The sequence below is a fragment of the Pseudomonas sp. RG1 genome (assembly GCF_025910115.1).
Taxonomy (GTDB): Bacteria; Pseudomonadota; Gammaproteobacteria; order Pseudomonadales; family Pseudomonadaceae; genus Aquipseudomonas; species Aquipseudomonas atacamensis.
The window spans coordinates 85,470-102,397 of the sequence record NZ_JAPCIK010000001.1 but is presented as its reverse complement, the minus strand read 5'-3'; the positions used below and the strand labels follow the sequence as shown (position 1 = coordinate 102,397).

Genomic DNA, 16,928 nt, shown 5'->3' with positions numbered 1-16,928 from the left:
GCGTCTCGGGATGCATTCCCGAGCGGAGCGGGGGACCGATCAGGGGTGAACGTAGAGTCGTGACTTGGCAGTCATCGTGCGAGAAATGGTCTGCATCATCCTTCAACAGCGTTAGATACTGGCGTTATCGTCCGAATCCCTTACACTGCCCCGGCCGTTCATTTTCCTTTTGAGGCCGTGCGCATGAAATTTCGTTTTCTTCTGTGGATGATGGGTTTGTTGATGGGTAAGGCCAGCCGGACAAATCCTGCGTTCCAGCAGCAGTTGGGTGACAAGGATCTGGTGTTTCAGTTGCAGACGCTGGATGGGAAAGTGGCGCGGCATTTCGTGGTCAAGGATCAGCGCATCACCAGCAAGTCTGGGGTAGTGGCGGAGCCTGCGTTTGCGATTGCGTTTAAAGATGCCGGTTATGGCTTTGCGACGATGCAGGCGAAGAACAGGCAGTTGGCGTTTATGCAGGGGATTCAGGACAAGTCGATTCAGCTCAAGGGTAACCCGGCGCTGGTGATGTGGTTTCAGGGGTTGATGAAGTATTTGGTGCCGAGGAAGGCCAAGCCCAAGACTTGAAGCACCATCTTTCCAGTGTGATTGTTTGGCTCAATAAGTCGGTCAATTGGCACATAAGGCCCTGAACACCTGTCAGAAATGACAGGTGTTTTTGTTTGCATAATGATGCTTGATCGAGATGTCCAGCAGTAAAGGGACTTATCCGGATTGGAGAGTTATCAACATGACCATACAAGCAGGTGAGCTTGATTCAACATTTGCCGCTGACGGCATACTCAATTGGGAATTTCCCGAGTTTATCAGCATTGCTCCGCACGTTGTTCTTCCGTTGCCTGACGGCCGACTGTTCGTCGTGGCGAATGAATTAGGTATTTTCCCCGGCTTCGTAGTCGCACGGCTCACGGACCATGGCGAGCTTGATGTTGGCACCGGGTTTGGCGAGAACCAGCAAGGATTTGCGCGAATTTCGACAGGGGAGAAATTTTTATCAGGGAAGTTTGGCGCAAACTTGCTGAGTAACGGAGGGGTACTGATTACGGTCGAATACAGTACACGCCCTCCGAATGGTGAGAACGGTGTTGTGCTTATCCAGCTCCTGCCAGACGGGCGACTCAACGATAAATTCGGTGAAGGCGGTGTCGCCAAATTTCCGTACGGTTCAGGGCCCGTACCACTCGATGGAGCGCTAACGGCAGCTCGTGCACGCCAAAATATACCTGGGCATGAAAAGTCTGCAATCCAGAGCGGCGCCAGCTCTGGTGCGTCCGGTATCGAGTTGCCAGGGGGCAAAGTGGCTCTGGTTTATTTCGGTTTTGATCATGCTTCACAGCAAACTAAAGGCTTGGTCATGCGACTCAATCCTGACGGCAGTTTCGACAACACTTTCAACAAAATCGGTTCGGCCACTGTTGAATTGGCTGAGCTGGGTGCGACAGGTGATAACGCCGCCCGCGGAGTGGCCGCTCATGTAGACAGTGGCTTGGTGGTGTATGGCGACTTTGATGATGAAGGCACCTTCGGGACTTATGCTGTGCGCTTCACTGAACATGGAACGCGGGACAATGAGTTCGGCGAGTTCATCGTGAAGTCTGATCGGCTGCCGGTGTTTCGCGATATTGCTGTAAGAAAAAAGGACGGAATAATTGCTCTGGTTGGAGGCCAGGATGGCCAAGGGGTTTTTGATGGTGAGGGCGTGATTGTCGTGCTCAGTGCGGATGGCTCACCTCACCCTCTTTTCAATAATGGTCAGCCTCTATTTACAAAAATTGTGCCTGAAATCGGCCAAAACTGGACGAGTTGTACGTTTGATAACCCAGATGAAAGCAAGCTGATTGTCGCCGGCACCAGCGGCGGGGCGTTCGTAACTGACGAGATGCATGCCGTCTGTGCACGTTACAAGCTTACTGGCGAGCCTGACACGCAGTTCAGCGGTGGCTATGTAACAGTTAATACGTCAGAGAGGCTGGAGTCGACTCTGAATGTGCAAGTTACCGGGCAAAATAAAATTGTTATGTGCGGTGAATATTGGCGAGACCGGCTGAGTCTGCCTAAGAGCGGATGGATCGCACGCTTCATTGCTTGATAAATGACGAAGCTGCAATTGCCCGCGCTCAGGAAAAAGAATGATCCGTGAGCGCGGGTTTTTTATGCCTGGCTGAATTGCGAAGCCAGTTCACGCAGCAGCACTTCAGCCTCAAGCACTTTACTGACGACATCGTTGGCTTTGTCACGGCTCAAACCAACGCGTTCGAGCAACGCATCCGGAATGTCTTCATCCGGCCCGGAGCCGATCCCGCGGCTGCGCAGCAGGCGCACGGCCAGGCAAACGAGGTTCGGGTATTCGGCGTAGGCGCCGTCGTAGCTTGGGTCGTGCTGGAAGCGCAGGGCGGTGGCCAGTTCATCCGGCATGTCCCAGTAGCGCATCAGCCACGAGCCGATCTGTTCGCGGCTGATGCCCAGCAGGTGTTGCTCGATATAGCTGTGGCACAGATGCGGGTTGACCTCCAGGTGACGGCAGATCAGCGAGAAGTGCGGCGGGAACACGTGGGCCAGCAGCAGGTAGCCGAAGTTGTGCAGCAGACCGGCGAGGTAGGTCAGGCCGGCTTCCGGACGCTGGGCGCGTGGCATGGCGCGGGTCAGGCCTTCGATGACGGCGGCGGTGTAGATTGACTGCTGCCAGTACGGCGTGGTGTGTTGCGGGTGGTCTTTGGGCAGGCTCAGGGTCTTGCCGAGGGCCAGGCCCAGCGCGAGGTTGATCACCAGATCGAAGCCCAGTACGCGGACGATCGCGTCTTCCACCGAACGGATCTTGCCCGGCGAGGCGTAATACGGCGACGCCGCCCAGCTCACCACTTGCGCGGCCAACGCCGGGTCGGTTTCGACTACGCCGGTGATATCGTCGATGGTGGCGTTGGGGTCGACGCGCAGCTTGATGATTTTTTGCGCGGTTTCGGCCAGCGGGGGGATCTCGATGGTCGCTTCCAGACGTTGCTGAATGCGCCGCGCGGTGAACGCCTGCACGGCCTGGGTGATTTCCTCGCGGTCATCGTCCGGGCGGTCGAGGTTGGGGCGGATGCTGCTCAGGGCTTCGCCGAAGTTGGCCGCGCTGGCCTTGGTCAGCATCGATTTGAAGTCTTCGCTGCTAATTTCCAGCAGCAGGCCCGGCTCGCCGGAGTTGATCAGCAGCTTCGGCTCGCGCAGCAGGCTTTCTTCGTAGAGGCACGGCGAACTGGTCAGCGCCGGCAGGCCCGGCAGCAGGCTCAGATTATGTTTGCCGAGCATCTTTTCCAGGCGCTCGGTCGAGACGGCGGTCAGACGACGGCCAGTGAGTTCGGCGAGGCGATTGAGATCCAGCAACTGGCTCTGTGGAAACAGCACCATCAACGCGCCCACGGCGTCATCCAGCAACACGGCCTGCACTTTGCGCGAGGCATTGAGGCCGTGGTGGTCGAGCACTTCTTCGTAGGCAACGCCCAGCTTGTTGAGCAGCAGCCGAATAACAGACGGAGCTTGCGGAGATTCGGGGACGAGAGCAGCTTCGGTCATGGTCTGTATCCGTTTTTGAAACAATGGCAGGAGTATAACCAGCTCTGTAGGAACGATCCTGCACAAACTGCGACGGTGCTCACACTTGGCCGTATTGCTGCCCATGGCGCAGCCAACGGTCAAGCAATGGGCTGACGTGGGTCGGCCAGCGCTCCAGCAAAGCCTGGGCGGCGTCGCGCACGGCGGGCAGCAGGTCGGCGTCGCGCATCAGGTCGGCGACCTTGAATTGCAGCAGGCCGGTCTGACGGGTGCCGAGCATTTCCCCGGGGCCGCGCAGTTCGAGGTCTTTTTCGGCGATGACGAAACCGTCGTTGGTCTCGCGCATGATGCCCAAACGCTGACGGCCGATCTGCGACAGCGGCGGGTGGTAGAGCAGCACGCAGTGGCTGGCCGCGCTGCCACGACCAACACGACCGCGCAACTGGTGCAGTTGCGCGAGGCCGAGGCGCTCGGGGTTTTCAATGATCATCAGGCTGGCGTTGGGCACGTCGACGCCGACTTCGATCACGGTGGTGGCGACCAGCAGTTGCAGGTTGCCGGCCTTGAACTCGGCCATCACTGCGGCTTTCTCGGCTGGCTTCATGCGCCCGTGAATCAGCCCGACTTTCAATTCGCCGAGGGCGGCGGTGAGGTCTTCAAACGTGGTTTCGGCGGCCTGGCAGGTCAGCTCTTCGGATTCTTCAATCAGCGTACACACCCAATAGGCCTGACGACCTTCGGCGCAGGCGCTGCGCACGCGTTCGATGACTTCGACGCGGCGGGTGTCGGTGACCAGCACGGTGTTCACCGGGGTGCGCCCGGGCGGCAGTTCGTCGAGGATCGAGGTGTCGAGGTCGGCGTAGGCGCTCATCGCCAGCGTGCGTGGAATCGGCGTGGCGGTCATGATCAACTGATGCGGGCACATGCGCCCGCCGACGCCTTTCTGCCGCAATGCCAAACGCTGCTGCACGCCGAAGCGGTGCTGTTCGTCGATGATCACCAGAGCGAGGTTCTTGAACTGCACTTCGTCCTGAAACAGCGCGTGGGTGCCGACCACCATTGGCGTGCCGCTGGCAATCTGTTCCAGCGCGGCGACGCGATTCTTGCCCTTGAGCTTGCCGGCCAGCCACGCGACTTCAATGCCCAGCGGTTCGAGCCAGCGCTTGAAGGTGATGAAGTGCTGTTCGGCGAGGATCTCGGTCGGTGCCATCAGCGCGACCTGATAACCGGCCTCCAGCGCCTGCAACGCGGCGAGGGCGGCAACCACGGTTTTACCCGCGCCGACGTCACCCTGAATCAGGCGCAACATCGGTTCGTGCTGGCTGAGGTCGTAGGCAATTTCATTGCCGACGCGCTGCTGAGCACCGGTTGGGCTGAAGCCGAGGTTCTTCAGGTATTTCGGCGGCAGCTTGGTGGCTTTCGGCATCGCTGGCGCGCGCAGCGAGCGCATGCTTTCGCGCAGACGCTGCTGCGACAGTTGATGGGTGAGCAGTTCTTCGAAAGCCAGGCGATGCTGCGCCCAGTGATGGCCGAGGGCGAGCTCATCGACATCGGCGTCGGCGGGCGGATTGTGCAAGTAGCGGATCGCATCGGCCAGCGGCGCCAGTTGATAGTCGCGGGCCAGTTCGGTCGGCAGCCAGTCCGGCAGGGTGCTCGGCTTGAGCAGTGTCAGGGTCTGCATGCACAGCTGGCGCAGGCGCTGCTGGGTCAGGCCTTCGGTGAGCGGATAGACCGGGGTCAGGGTTTCGTCCACTGGCGGCGGTTCATCGCCGGTGATCGCGCGGTATTCCGGATGATAGATTTCCAGGCCTGAGGCGCCGGGCCGGGCTTCACCGTAGCAGCGAACCCGCGTGCCACGCTTGAGGCCTTCTTTCTGCGCATTGCTGAAATGGTAGAAGCGCAGACTCAGCCCGCCGGTGCCGTCCTGCAAGCGCACGACCAGGCTGCGCCGGCGACCCATGACCACATCGGCGCCGCTGACGGTGCCTTCAACCACGGCGTCCTGTCCCGGTCGCAGCGCACCGATCGGCACCACGCGGGTGCGATCCTGATAACGCAGCGGCAGGTGGAACAGCACGTCTTGCAGATTCTCGAGGCCGACCTTTGCCAGTTTCTCGGCCATGGCCTCGCCGACACCCTTGAGTGCCGTCACCGACACTTGCGACAGCTCCGTCATGACGCTCGCTTAACCGGCCGTAACCGGCGCCGTTGGCCTGGCCACCGAGCACAGGCGAATGGAGTCGGCGAGGATCTCGATGGCTTTCGGCCGTGGGAAGCTGGCGCGCCAGGCGATCGCCACGGTGCGGAACGGCACCGGCGCGGTCAGTGGACGCACTTCGATCACGCCGGGGGCGTAGTGATGGCTGTCCACTGCCGACAGCGGCAGGATCGAGATGCCCAGGCCGGACGCGACCATATGGCGAATGGTTTCCAGCGAGCTGGATTCCACCGTAGTGTGCTTGGCGCCGTCGTTGCCTTTGGTCAGGGTCGGGCAGGCCTCGAGCACCTGATCGCGGAAACAGTGGCCTTCACCGAGCAGCAGCAGGCTCTTGTCGTTGAGCAGGCCGGCGTCGATGGACTCTTTCTTGGTCCACGGGTGCTGGGCCGGCATCAGGACGTAGAACGGCTCGTCGTAAAGCGGCAGGGTCAGCACGTCGGCTTCATTGAACGGCAGGGCGATGATGATCGCGTCGAGCTCGCCGTTGCGCAGTTTGTCGCGCAGCACGTGGGTGAAGTTTTCTTCGATGTACAACGGCATCTGCGGGGCAACCCGGTGCAGTTGTGGGATCAGGTGCGGGAACAGGTACGGGCCGACGGTGTAGATGGCGCCGACTTTCAGCGGCGCGGTCAGCTGATTCTTGCCGGCCTGGGCCAGTTCGCGAATGCCTTGGGCCTGTTCCAGGACCTTCTGCGCCTGGGCGACGATGCCTTCGCCGACCGGGGTCAGGCGCACGGCGCTTTTGCTGCGCTCGAAAATCAGCACACCGAGTTCGTCTTCAAGTTTTTTCACGCCCACCGACAGCGTCGGCTGACTGACGTGGCAGCGCTCGGCGGCATGGCCGAAGTGCTGCTCTTGGGCGAGGGTAACGATGTAGCGTAATTCTGTGAGGGTCATAGCAAGCGTCCATGAAGATGCGCGCCAAGCATACCGGCTGCAATCGATAGACGCACGTTATCAGACTGCGGGCTGAGTGCGACACCGGTCGAGGACGGTTTGCCGCTGGCAGATACGCAAAAGGCACCTTTCGGTGCCTCTCCCTGTTTACGCTGAACCCTGTGGGAGCGAGCCTGCTCGCGAAAGCGGTGGGTCAGGCAAAAATGTGCTGACTGACACGACCTCTTCGCGAGCAGGCTCGCTCCCACAGATTGCGATATTGCTTAACGGCGACGCTCCAGCGAATAAACAAACGGCGCAACAATTTCGATCGAGCCGTTGTTGAGCATGTCGGCCGGCGGTTTTGGCAGCGGTTGGGCGCGGCGGATCATGTCCAGGGTGGCCCGGTCCAGATCAGCGTTGCCAGAGCGGCCCACCAGTTCGAACGACAGCACATTACCTTCGCCATCAACCACGAAGCGCAGACGATTCAAGCCTTCCTTGCCACGCGATTGCGCACTCTGCGGGTACTTCTTGTACTTCTGCAGATGCGCGAGCAGGGTGCCTTGCCAACTGGCCTTGGCCGCCAACTGAGCCGGCGACGGACCTGGTGCAGGCTGGGCGGATTTCTCCGTCGGTGCCTGGGTCGGCTGAGTGTCGGCCGGTTTTTCCTCGGAAGGTTTTTCCTTCGGCGGCTCGGGCAGCTTTTTCTCGACCGGCTTCGGCGGTTTCGGCTTGGGCTTCGGCTTGGGTTTGGGTACCGCGATTTCCGCTTTCGGTGCTTCAGCCAGTTTCGGAATCGGCAACTCTTCCACCGGAGCCGGTGGCTGCGGCGGTGTGACGACTTTCGGCGGAGCCGGCGGTGGCGGGGCAGGCAACGGGGCCAGCTCGACCATCATTGCCTGCGGCGGCAATTCGATGGGCGGGCGGGCAGTCCAGTTCAGCGCCAGCGCGATGGCCAGCGCATGCACGCCCAGCACCACGGCCAGGCTACCGCTGTAACGCGTCAGCTTATGGCGCGTCGTGATCATTTCTTGGCTGCCGTCTCAAGACCGACCAGACCAACCTTCAGGTAACCGGCGGCGCGCAGGCTGTCCATCACGCTCATCAGGTCGCCGTAATCCACGCCTTTGTCGGCCTGGAAGAAGATCGTGGTGTCTTTCTTGCCCTGGGTCTTGGCGTCGAGGGTGGCGCCGAGGGTTTCGGCTTTCACTTCGTCGTCACCGAGGAACAGGCGCTGGTCAGCTTTGACACTGAGGAACACCGGTTTCTCCGGCCGCGGCGCCGGTTTGGCGGTCGAGGCGGGCAGGTCGACTTTAATGTCCACAGTGGCCAACGGCGCGGCCACCATGAAGATGATCAACAGCACCAGCATCACGTCGATGAACGGCGTGACGTTGATTTCGTGGTTCTCGGCCAGATCGTCGTCTGCGCCTTCTTTCAAATGCAGGCCCATGGCCGATTACCCCACTTTAACCATGTGCGGCTGCGAGCTGCGCTCAGGCTGGTGGTCGAGATCGCGGCTGACCAGCAGCAGGACTTCTGCCGAGGCATCGGAGACCTGCGCCTTGTAACCGGCGATGGAGCGGGCGAAGACGTTGTAGATCACTACCGCAGGAATCGCCGCAACCAGACCCAGTGCAGTGGCCAGCAGGGCTTCAGCGATACCCGGTGCGACAACGGCGAGGTTGGTGGTCTGGGTTTTGGCGATGCCGATGAACGAATTCATGATGCCCCACACGGTACCGAACAGACCTACGAACGGTGCGGTCGAACCGATGGTGGCGAGGACGCCGGTGCCGCTGCTCATGTTGCGGCCGCAGGCAGCAACGAGGCGCTCGAGGCGGAAGCTGACGCGTTCCTTGATGCCTTCTTTCTCGCGGCTGTTGACCGACAGGCGCATCTCTTCGAGCGCGTCGTGCACCAGCAGGTTGGCGAGGGTGCCTTCTTTACCAGCGGTGGCGCTGGCTTCCTTGAGTGTGGTGGCTTTTTTCAGTGCGGCGATTTCGCCACGCAGACGACGCTTGGCGCCCATCAGCTCGAAGCCTTTGGCGATCCAGATGGTCCAGGTGATGATCGATGCGATGGCCAGACCGATCATCACGATTTTCACGATGATGTCGGCGTTCTGGTACATGCCCCACGGCGACAGGTCGTGGGCCATGCCCAAGGTGTTGTCGGCTTCGAGGACTTCAGGTGCGTCGGCCGCGTCGACAGCCTGCACCGGATCGGTGGCGGCCGGTGCAGCCGGAGCGGCAGCGGGTGCGCTCTGCTCGGTGGCGGCTGGGGTGGCGGGCGCTTGAGCGTCGGCGAAGGCGGCGGTCGGTGCCAGCATCAGGCTGAGCAACAGAGCCGCGACGGCGCTCCAGGCGCGAGGTCGAGTGGTTGGCGAAGCGGGAGTTTGATTACGTGTCATGCTGGCCGGACCTGAGATAGAAAAACGTTGTTGCTCTTCCAGGCCTCGTGAGGCCGAGAACAAAAGTGGCGTGCATTATTGCAAGTAATTCTTGTTAACAAAAGTAATAGAGTAACTTTTTTTCCTTCATCGCTAGCCGTTCGTCCTGTGCCAGAGCTAGTCTGTGCCTTTCCGATGGGAGTTTTCTGATGTCCGCGCCTTCTGTTTTGATTGCCGGTTGTGGTGATGTCGGCAGTCGTCTGGCCACGCAATTGCTGGCGGCTGGCTGGCAAGTCCATGGCCTGCGCCGGGATGTTTCCAAACTGCCGGAGGGTGTCATCGGCGTCGCCGGCGATCTGTTCAACGAAGAATGCCCGGCGACCTGGCCGGTGGGTGCCGTGGATTATCTGGTGTATTGCGCTGCGGCCACCGACCACGATGAAGAGGGCTACCGCAAGGCCTACGTGCAAGGCTTGCAGAACGTGCTGAGCTGGCTGGACGACTATGGGCAAGTGCCTGAGCGGCTGATCTTCGTGTCGAGCAGCAGCGTGTACGGCCAGCAGGATGGAGCATGGGTGGATGAGACCTCCGAGACGGTCGCGGCCGGATATTCAGGTCGCTTGATGCTCGAAGCCGAGCAGGTCGCGCTCAAAAGCGGCATCCCGGCTAGCGTGCTGCGCCTGACCGGCATTTACGGTCCGGGGCGCGAGTGGCTGCTGACCCAGGTGCGTCGCGGCTATCGCGTGGCAGTCGAGCCGCCGCTGTATGGCAATCGTATTCATGCCGATGATGCAGCGGGGCTGCTGGCGTTCTTGCTGGAAAAAGACCGCGAGGGCGTCAAGCTGGACCAGCTCTATATCGGTGTGGATGACGCGCCAGCGCCGTTGGCCGAAGTGGTGGGCTGGTTGCGCGAGTACCTGGGTGTGACTGAATGGGCCGAAGACGCCAGCGTGCGGCGCACTGGCAGCAAACGTTGCAGTAATGCGCGGGCGAAAGCGTTGGGGTGGGTGCCGAAATATCCCAGCTACCGCGAAGGCTATGCAGCGATCCTTGAAGGTAAGTGCTGAATTTCCAGCAACACAAAAACCACTGTGGGAGCGAGCCTGCTCGCGAATGCGGTATGTCAGTCATTATCTGTTTGACTGACCCATCGCGTTCGCGAGCAGGCTCGCTCCCACATTTGATCTTCTGAGATTTCGGAGGCAGGTTACTGCTTCTCCAGCAACCACTTGCGCTCACCTGCGGCGAACTGCGGTTGCTCATCCGCTAGCGCAGCGTTGACTGCTTGCAAAATCTCAAGCTCCTTGCCCTTGCGCACAAAGATCCAGTTATTGCCCTGGCCATTGAGTTGCAGCCACATGCTGTCGTTGCCATTGCTCATGGACGCGCAATCGCCGGCCAGACACAAGGCATAACGATCAACGCCCGGCAGGCCGGTCACCTGGCCGTCGGCTTGGAACTGCACGGTGCCGCCTTCACCCTGGCCGCTGGCGATGGTCCAGTTGCCGCCCAAATACGCTGAATACAGAGCGCGTTCGAAGCTTGCACCGATTGGCGCGCCTTCCGGCACCGGGATCTGTGCGCGATCGAAAAGCTGTTCGGGTTCGTTGTCGCTGGCAGCTTGCTGCAGGCGCCCGCCATCGCGTTTCAGTTCGCTGGCGGAGCTGCCGTAGAAGTCGACTTTCCAGGCGCCGGACTCTTCGCCCAGCAGCCGTCCTTCGACGTTCTCAAAACCGTTGGTGTAGCGGGCCTGACCGGCCTTGGTGTTGACGTCCCATTCCAGATTCGGGCCGTAAGCCTGCAGCGCTTCACGCAGGGGACCGCCCTTGGCGGCGGCATCGATCGCCACCTGGTTGATCCAGGTGCCGCTGATGTCACGGTCGGCAGGGTCGCTGGCGCAGCCGCCGAGAAACAGGGCGAGCAGCGAGAGAGCTAGCGCTTTGCGCATGGTGGAATCCTTTCAAAACCTTTTCTTGCGGCAGTCGGCGCGGCGTGGAGGCCGCGCCGTGCGCATCACTCGATGACCAGAATGGCATCCATTTCAACCTGCGCACCCTTCGGCAGGGCGGCCACGCCAATGGCGGCGCGGGCAGGGTATGGCTGGTCGAAGTACTTGCCCATGATCTCGTTGACCTTGGCGAAGTGGCTCAGGTCGGTGAGGAAGATGTTCAGTTTGACGATGTCCTTGAACGAACCGCCGGCGGCTTCGGCCACGGCTTTGAGGTTCTCGAAGACCTGGACGGTCTGGGCTTCGAAGCCCTCAACCAGTTCCATGGTTTTCGGGTCCAGAGGAATCTGGCCCGACATGTAAACGGTGTTGCCTGCCTTGATCGCCTGGGAGTAAGTGCCGATGGCGGCCGGGGCCTTGTCGCTGGTGATGACGGTTTTGGTCATGTAGGACTCCTTGTAATAGGCAGGTTATGCACGCATGCGGGTGATGCGGATCACCCCGGTCAAAGCGCGCAGTTTCTTGATCACGCGGGCCAGGTGCACACGGTCGTGAACGCTGACCACCAACTGCACGACGCTGATGCGACCATCGCGTTCGTCCATGCTGATTTTCTCGATATTGCCGTCGGCGGCGTTGACGCTGCTGGCCAGCAGGGCGATCAGGCCGCGCTGGTGTTCCAGCTCGACCCGCAGCTCGACGTTGAATTCTCCGGTGACATCCTTGGCCCACGAGAGCTGGATGCATTTTTCCGGGTTGTGCCTGATTTCACTGATGTTGCGGCAGTTATCCAGGTGCACGACCATGCCTTTGCCCGCCGACAGGTGCCCGACAATCGGGTCGCCGGGGATCGGCGTGCAGCACTTGGCGTAGCTGAGCACCAGGCCTTCGGTGCCGCGAATCGCCAGCGGACCTTCCGGGCTCGGCAGTTGCTCACCTTCGCCGAGCAGGCGACGGGCAACGACATAGGCCATGCGATTGCCCAGGCCGATGTCTTCGAGCAGGTCTTCGATCAGTTCGAGGCGGTACTCGGTAAGCATTGCTTTGACGCGCTCTGCCGGGATCTTCTCCAAGGAGCTGTCGAAACCGTTGAGGACCTTGTTCAGCAGGCGTTCGCCGAGGCTGATGGACTCGGAGCGGCGCTGCAGTTTCAGCGCATGACGAATGTGCGTGCGCGCCTTGCCGGTAACGACGAAGTTGAGCCACGCCGGATTTGGCCGTGCGCCGGGGGCGCTGACGATCTCGACCGTGGAGCCGCTTTGCAGCGGTTCGGACAGCGGCGCGAGACGACGGTTGATGCGGCAGGCGATGCAGCTGTTGCCGACATCGGTGTGCACTGCGTAGGCAAAGTCGACCGCCGTGGAGCCTTTCGGCAACTCCATGATCCGGCCTTTGGGCGTGAACACGTAGACCTCGTCCGGGAACAGGTCGATCTTCACGCTTTCGATGAATTCCAGCGAGTTGCCGGCACGTTGCTGCATCTCCAGCACGCCTTTGACCCACTGGCGGGCGCGGGCGTGCGTGCCTTTCGGTTGCTCGTCACCGCTGGATTTGTACAGCCAATGGGCGGCGATGCCGTTGTTGGCCATTTCTTCCATTTCGCGGGTGCGGATCTGGATCTCGATCGGTACACCGTGCATGCCGAACAACGTGGTGTGCAGCGACTGATAGCCGTTGGCCTTGGGGATCGCGATGTAATCCTTGAAGCGCCCTGGCAACGGTTTGTACAAATTATGCACAGCACCCAATACGCGGTAGCAGGTATCGACCTTGTCGACGATGATCCGGAACGCGTAGACGTCCATGATCTCGTTGAAGGCCCGACGCTTGCCGCGCATTTTCTTGTAGATGCCGTAGAGGTGTTTCTGCCGACCGCTGACTTCGCCCTGGATGCCGTCGATGGCGAGGCAGTGACCAAGGGATTCTTCGATCTTGTTGACGATTTCCTTGCGGTTGCCCCGGGCGCGCTTGACCGCCTGGTAGATCCGCGCGGAACGCATCGGGTGCATGGCCTTGAAGCCGAGGTCTTCGAATTCGATGCGGATCGCGTGCATGCCCAGCCGGTTGGCAATGGGCGCGTAGATCTCGAGAGTTTCCTTGGCGATGCGCCGGCGTTTTTCGCCGGACAGCACTTCCAGCGTGCGCATGTTGTGCAGGCGGTCGGCGAGCTTGACCAGGATCACCCGGATGTCGCGCGCCATGGCCATGGCCATTTTCTGGAAATTTTCCGCCTGGGCTTCGGCCTTGGTCTCGAAATTCATCTGGGTCAGTTTGCTGACCCCGTCGACCAGTTCGGCCACGGTTTCACCGAACTGCGCTTGCAGCGCTTCCTTGGCGATACCGGTGTCTTCGATCACGTCATGCAGCATCGCGGCCATCAGGCTCTGATGGTCCATGTGCATGTCGGCAAGAATATTGGCCACGGCAAGAGGATGCGTGACATACGCCTCGCCGCTGCGACGGCGTTGACCGTCATGGGCTTGTTCGGCGTAGAAATACGCTCGGCGGACCAGGTTGACCTGGTCGTTGCCGAGGTAGGTCGATAAGCGATCGGCGAGGGCGTCTATGCTCGGCATGATGATTCCTGCCGAAAGCTGTGACCCCGCGCCGTGCTACGTCGACCAGGCATAGGCTTAGACGGCCTCGTTCGACTCGTCCTCGAACGCTGCGAACAGCGGTTCATCCTGGACGATTTCCTGCTCGGCGATGAACTCGTAGCTCATCAGGCCTTCAGCAATTTCACGCAGCGCGACAACGGTCGGCTTGTCGTTTTCCCACTGCACCAATGGCTCTTTGCCGCCGGTGGCCAGTTGACGGGCACGCTTGGTAGAGAGCATGACCAGCTCAAAGCGGTTTTCCACGTGTTCTAGGCAGTCTTCAACGGTTACGCGGGCCATGGTATTCCTCGGAGCGAATGCAATATGCGCGCTGCCCGGTTGGGCGAGCGGACTGAGCAGTTTAAAAAATCACCAGCGATTAGGGAAGCGCTGATTTTTTGACCAGACCCTTCAACGCGCTGCAAGCACCAATGTAAAGCGCTTGCAGGCATTTTGGGAAGTGCTGTTTCAGCCGAGCAATTCAGCCAGCAATTTGCCGAAACGCACTTGCTGGCGTTTCTGTTGCAGCTGATTGGCGCGGAAAATCGCTTTCAGATCGTCCAGCGCGTGGGCGAAATCGTCGTTGATGATCAAGTAATCGTAATCGACGTAATGGCTCATCTCGCTGACTGCTTCGCGCATGCGGCCGTCGATGATCTCGTCGCTGTCCTGGCCACGGTTGGTCAGGCGCTGGTGCAGGGCTTGCAGCGATGGCGGCAGGATGAAGATCGAGCGCGCTTGCGGCATCAGCTTGCGCACTTGCTCGGCGCCTTGCCAGTCGATTTCCAAAATCAGGTCGTGACCTTCGTCCAGGGTCTGCTGCAAACGGCTTTGCGAGGTGCCGTAGAAGTTGCCGAAGACTTCGGCGCGCTCAAGAAAGTCGCCGTGCTCGCCCATCTTCACGAACTCTTCGCGGGTCACGAAGTGGTAATTCACGCCGTCCACTTCGCCCGGGCGCATGGCGCGGGTGGTGTGCGAAACGGAAACGCGAATCTCCGGATCGGCGTCGGTCAACGCCTTGACCAGACTACTCTTGCCCGCGCCCGATGGCGCGGAAATGATGTACAGGGTGCCGGTGTGTTGGGTCATGTCAGGTAGCCTTACTCAATATTCTGCACTTGTTCGCGCATCTGCTCGATCAACACCTTGAGGTTGACGGCGGCCTGGGTGCTGCGCGGGTCGAAGGCTTTGGAGCCCAGTGTGTTGGCTTCGCGGTTGAGCTCCTGCATCAGGAAGTCCAGACGCCGCCCGGCGGCACCACCGGACTTGAGCACCCGGCGAACTTCGATGATGTGAGTGCTCAGGCGATCCAGTTCTTCGGCCACGTCGCTTTTTTGCGCGAGGATGACCATTTCCTGTTCCAGGCGCTGCGGGTCGAGCTCGGCCTTCATGTCGGCGAAGCGGTCGAGGACCTTCTGGCGCTGGGTGGCGAGCATCTGCGGCACCAGTTCTCGCAGGGTCACCACGTCTTCTTCGATGGACGTCAGGCGGTCGTTGATCAAGCGAGCCAGCTCCGCGCCTTCGCGCTCGCGGCCAGCCTTCAGATCCTTCAAGCCCTGGTTGAACAGCGCCAGCGCTTCGGCGTTCAGCGCTTGCGGGTCGGTCGCATCGGCCACCAGCACGCCGGGCCAGGCCAGCACTTCCAGCGGATTCAGCGCGGCGGGACTCTTGATCAGCCCGGCGACGGTTTCCGCAGCGGCCACCAGTTGCGCGGCGCGCTCGCGGTCCACTTGCAGCGGTTTGCCGGTGCTTTCTTCGGTGAAACGCAGCGTGCATTCCAGTTTGCCCCGCGACAGGCCCTGACGCAGCGCTTCACGCACGGCGCCTTCGAGATCGCGGAACGATTCGGGCAAGCGCAGGTGCGGTTCCAGATAGCGGCTGTTGACCGAGCGCAGTTCCCAGCTCAGGGTGCCCTGAACGCCGGCTTTCTCGACGCGGGCGAAGGCGGTCATGCTGTGCACCATGGCGGTGACCTCGCAATGCAGATCGGCGCGAAACGCTGTTTCGCAGGCGCGATTTCAATGAATTTAAGCCGACTGGCAGCAAAGGCGCAGGATTGTAGCGCAGTGCGGCGAATGCGCCCAAACACACGGTGTGACAAAGCGCTGCAGCCCGTCGGTTATGCGCGCTTGAGGGGCTTCGGTCGTCGGCCGGCGGTTTTAACCAGTGCCCACTCGCGGTGCAGCGCTCTATAATGCTCGGCAGTTTTCCGTCCTCAGTACAGGTATCCCTATGAAACGTCCAAGTGGTCGCGCTGCCGATCAGCTCCGCTCGATCCGCATCACCCGCAACTACACCAAACACGCCGAGGGATCCGTACTGGTCGAATTCGGTGATACCAAAGTCATCTGCACCGTCAGCGTCGAAAACGGCGTGCCGCGTTTCCTCAAAGGTCAGGGCCAGGGCTGGTTGACTGCCGAGTACGGCATGCTGCCGCGCGCCACCGGCGAGCGTAACCAGCGTGAAGCCAGTCGTGGCAAGCAGGGCGGTCGTACTCTGGAAATCCAGCGCCTGATCGGCCGCTCCCTGCGCGCGGCACTGGATATGTCCAAGCTCGGCGACGTGACCCTGTACGTCGATTGCGACGTGATCCAGGCCGATGGCGGTACTCGCACCGCGTCCATCACCGGCGCCATGGTTGCGCTGGTCGATGCCCTGAAAGTGATCAAGAAGCGCGGTGGCCTGAAAGGCGGTGACCCGCTCAAGCAGATGATCGGTGCGGTCTCGGTCGGCATGTACCAGGGCGAGCCGGTGCTGGATCTGGACTATCTTGAAGATTCTGCAGCTGAAACCGACCTGAACGTGGTGATGACCAGCACCGGCGGCTTCATCGAAGTGCAGGGCACCGCTGAAGGCGCGCCGTTCCAGCCTGATGAGCTCAATGCCATGCTGGAACTGGCCAAGCAGGGCATGAACGAAATCTTCGAATTGCAGAAGGCTGCGCTGGCCGACTGAGATTTTGACCACAAGGAGGACGTGATGAGTGACGAGCAAGAGTTGCTGCCCAAACCGAGCCAGGAGGTTCGCCAGTGGGCGATGTTCTGTCACTTGTCCGCCTTGCTGGGGATCTGGATTCCGTTCGGCAATCTGATCGGGCCGCTGATCCTTTGGCAGATGAAGCGCGAGAAGGACCCGTTCATCGATGCACAGGGCAAAGAAGCACTGAATTTTCAGATCACGGTGGCGATAGCCTCAATGATCTGCTTCCTGCTCATGCTGCTGATCATCGGTTTCTTCCTCTTTGGTTTGCTGGCAATCGCGGCATTGGTCCTGACGATCATTGCAGGGGTCAAAGCCAACGAAGGTTTCCCGTACAGATATCCGTTCACTTGGCGACTGATCAAGTAACAGTCTGTTGTATCG

17 protein-coding genes are annotated in these 16,928 nt (G+C 60.5%); 5 read left to right on the top strand and 12 right to left on the bottom strand.

Annotated features, from left to right (window positions below; genetic code table 11):
- The first annotated feature begins 183 nt into the window (after positions 1-183).
- Together OK411_RS00500 and OK411_RS00495 are read left to right on the top strand one after the other, a co-directional pair.
- The gene (locus OK411_RS00500; RefSeq protein WP_264364252.1) at positions 184-567 is read left to right on the top strand and encodes an SCP2 sterol-binding domain-containing protein; all 384 of its coding nucleotides are present in this window, start codon (positions 184-186) and stop codon (positions 565-567) included.
- Positions 568-730: 163 nt separating this feature from the next.
- On the top strand, positions 731-2,089 hold the full coding sequence (locus OK411_RS00495; protein WP_264364251.1) for a hypothetical protein: 1,359 nt from the start codon (positions 731-733) through the stop codon (positions 2,087-2,089).
- 62 nt (positions 2,090-2,151) lie between these two features.
- Here OK411_RS00495 and OK411_RS00490 read toward each other — a convergent pair whose 3' ends face one another.
- From OK411_RS00490 to exbB, 6 genes are all read right to left on the bottom strand, one after another.
- Complete coding sequence (locus tag OK411_RS00490) at positions 2,152-3,552, bottom strand: aminoacyl-tRNA deacylase and HDOD domain-containing protein (RefSeq protein ID WP_041476626.1); 1,401 nt, start codon at positions 3,550-3,552, stop codon at positions 2,152-2,154.
- 79 nt (positions 3,553-3,631) lie between these two features.
- The gene (gene recG / locus OK411_RS00485) at positions 3,632-5,707 is read right to left on the bottom strand and encodes an ATP-dependent DNA helicase RecG (RefSeq protein WP_264364250.1); all 2,076 of its coding nucleotides are present in this window, start codon (positions 5,705-5,707) and stop codon (positions 3,632-3,634) included.
- Between the two features lie 9 nt (positions 5,708-5,716).
- On the bottom strand, positions 5,717-6,646 hold the full coding sequence (locus OK411_RS00480) for a hydrogen peroxide-inducible genes activator (protein WP_264364249.1): 930 nt from the start codon (positions 6,644-6,646) through the stop codon (positions 5,717-5,719).
- Between the two features lie 263 nt (positions 6,647-6,909).
- Complete coding sequence (locus tag OK411_RS00475) at positions 6,910-7,656, bottom strand: TonB family protein (RefSeq protein ID WP_042608108.1); 747 nt, start codon at positions 7,654-7,656, stop codon at positions 6,910-6,912.
- Entirely contained in the window at positions 7,653-8,081 is a 429-nt protein-coding gene (gene exbD / locus OK411_RS00470) for a TonB system transport protein ExbD (RefSeq protein WP_016772535.1), read from the bottom strand. Before exbD ends, OK411_RS00475 begins: the two co-directional genes overlap by 4 nt.
- A gap of 6 nt (positions 8,082-8,087) precedes the next feature.
- Positions 8,088-9,041 (bottom strand): tonB-system energizer ExbB, encoded by a 954-nt coding sequence (gene exbB / locus OK411_RS00465; RefSeq protein WP_024014803.1) that lies wholly within the window; start codon positions 9,039-9,041, stop codon positions 8,088-8,090.
- A 188-nt stretch (positions 9,042-9,229) separates the two neighbouring features.
- Between exbB and OK411_RS00460 the strand changes: the two genes are divergently transcribed.
- On the top strand, positions 9,230-10,087 hold the full coding sequence (locus OK411_RS00460; protein WP_264364248.1) for an SDR family oxidoreductase: 858 nt from the start codon (positions 9,230-9,232) through the stop codon (positions 10,085-10,087).
- Between the two features lie 140 nt (positions 10,088-10,227).
- On the opposite strand, the gene OK411_RS00455 is transcribed toward OK411_RS00460, so the two are convergent.
- The 6 genes from OK411_RS00455 to OK411_RS00430 form a co-directional block, all read right to left on the bottom strand.
- Positions 10,228-10,968: a hypothetical protein gene (locus tag OK411_RS00455; RefSeq protein ID WP_125927416.1), complete on the bottom strand. Its 741-nt coding sequence runs from the start codon at positions 10,966-10,968 to the stop codon at positions 10,228-10,230.
- 65 nt (positions 10,969-11,033) lie between these two features.
- A complete protein-coding gene (locus OK411_RS00450; protein ID WP_014340863.1) occupies positions 11,034-11,414 on the bottom strand; it encodes a RidA family protein in 381 nt (126 codons plus the stop codon).
- 24 nt (positions 11,415-11,438) lie between these two features.
- Positions 11,439-13,544 carry a bifunctional GTP diphosphokinase/guanosine-3',5'-bis pyrophosphate 3'-pyrophosphohydrolase gene (gene spoT / locus OK411_RS00445; RefSeq protein WP_007920338.1) on the bottom strand — a complete coding sequence of 702 codons (2,106 nt, stop codon included), beginning with the start codon at positions 13,542-13,544 and terminating at the stop codon, positions 11,439-11,441.
- A gap of 57 nt (positions 13,545-13,601) precedes the next feature.
- The gene (gene rpoZ, locus OK411_RS00440; protein ID WP_008030604.1) at positions 13,602-13,865 is read right to left on the bottom strand and encodes a DNA-directed RNA polymerase subunit omega; all 264 of its coding nucleotides are present in this window, start codon (positions 13,863-13,865) and stop codon (positions 13,602-13,604) included.
- A gap of 168 nt (positions 13,866-14,033) precedes the next feature.
- A complete protein-coding gene (gmk, locus tag OK411_RS00435; protein WP_039757364.1) occupies positions 14,034-14,654 on the bottom strand; it encodes a guanylate kinase in 621 nt (206 codons plus the stop codon).
- An 11-nt stretch (positions 14,655-14,665) separates the two neighbouring features.
- Positions 14,666-15,529, bottom strand: a complete 864-nt coding sequence (locus OK411_RS00430; protein WP_264364247.1) for a YicC/YloC family endoribonuclease — start codon at positions 15,527-15,529, stop codon at positions 14,666-14,668.
- A 268-nt stretch (positions 15,530-15,797) separates the two neighbouring features.
- Between OK411_RS00430 and rph the strand changes: the two genes are divergently transcribed.
- Both rph and OK411_RS00420 read left to right on the top strand, forming a co-directional pair.
- Positions 15,798-16,520 (top strand): ribonuclease PH, encoded by a 723-nt coding sequence (gene rph, locus OK411_RS00425; RefSeq protein WP_024014799.1) that lies wholly within the window; start codon positions 15,798-15,800, stop codon positions 16,518-16,520.
- Between the two features lie 24 nt (positions 16,521-16,544).
- Positions 16,545-16,913 (top strand): DUF4870 domain-containing protein, encoded by a 369-nt coding sequence (locus tag OK411_RS00420; RefSeq protein ID WP_016772541.1) that lies wholly within the window; start codon positions 16,545-16,547, stop codon positions 16,911-16,913.
- Positions 16,914-16,928: the final 15 nt, after the last annotated feature.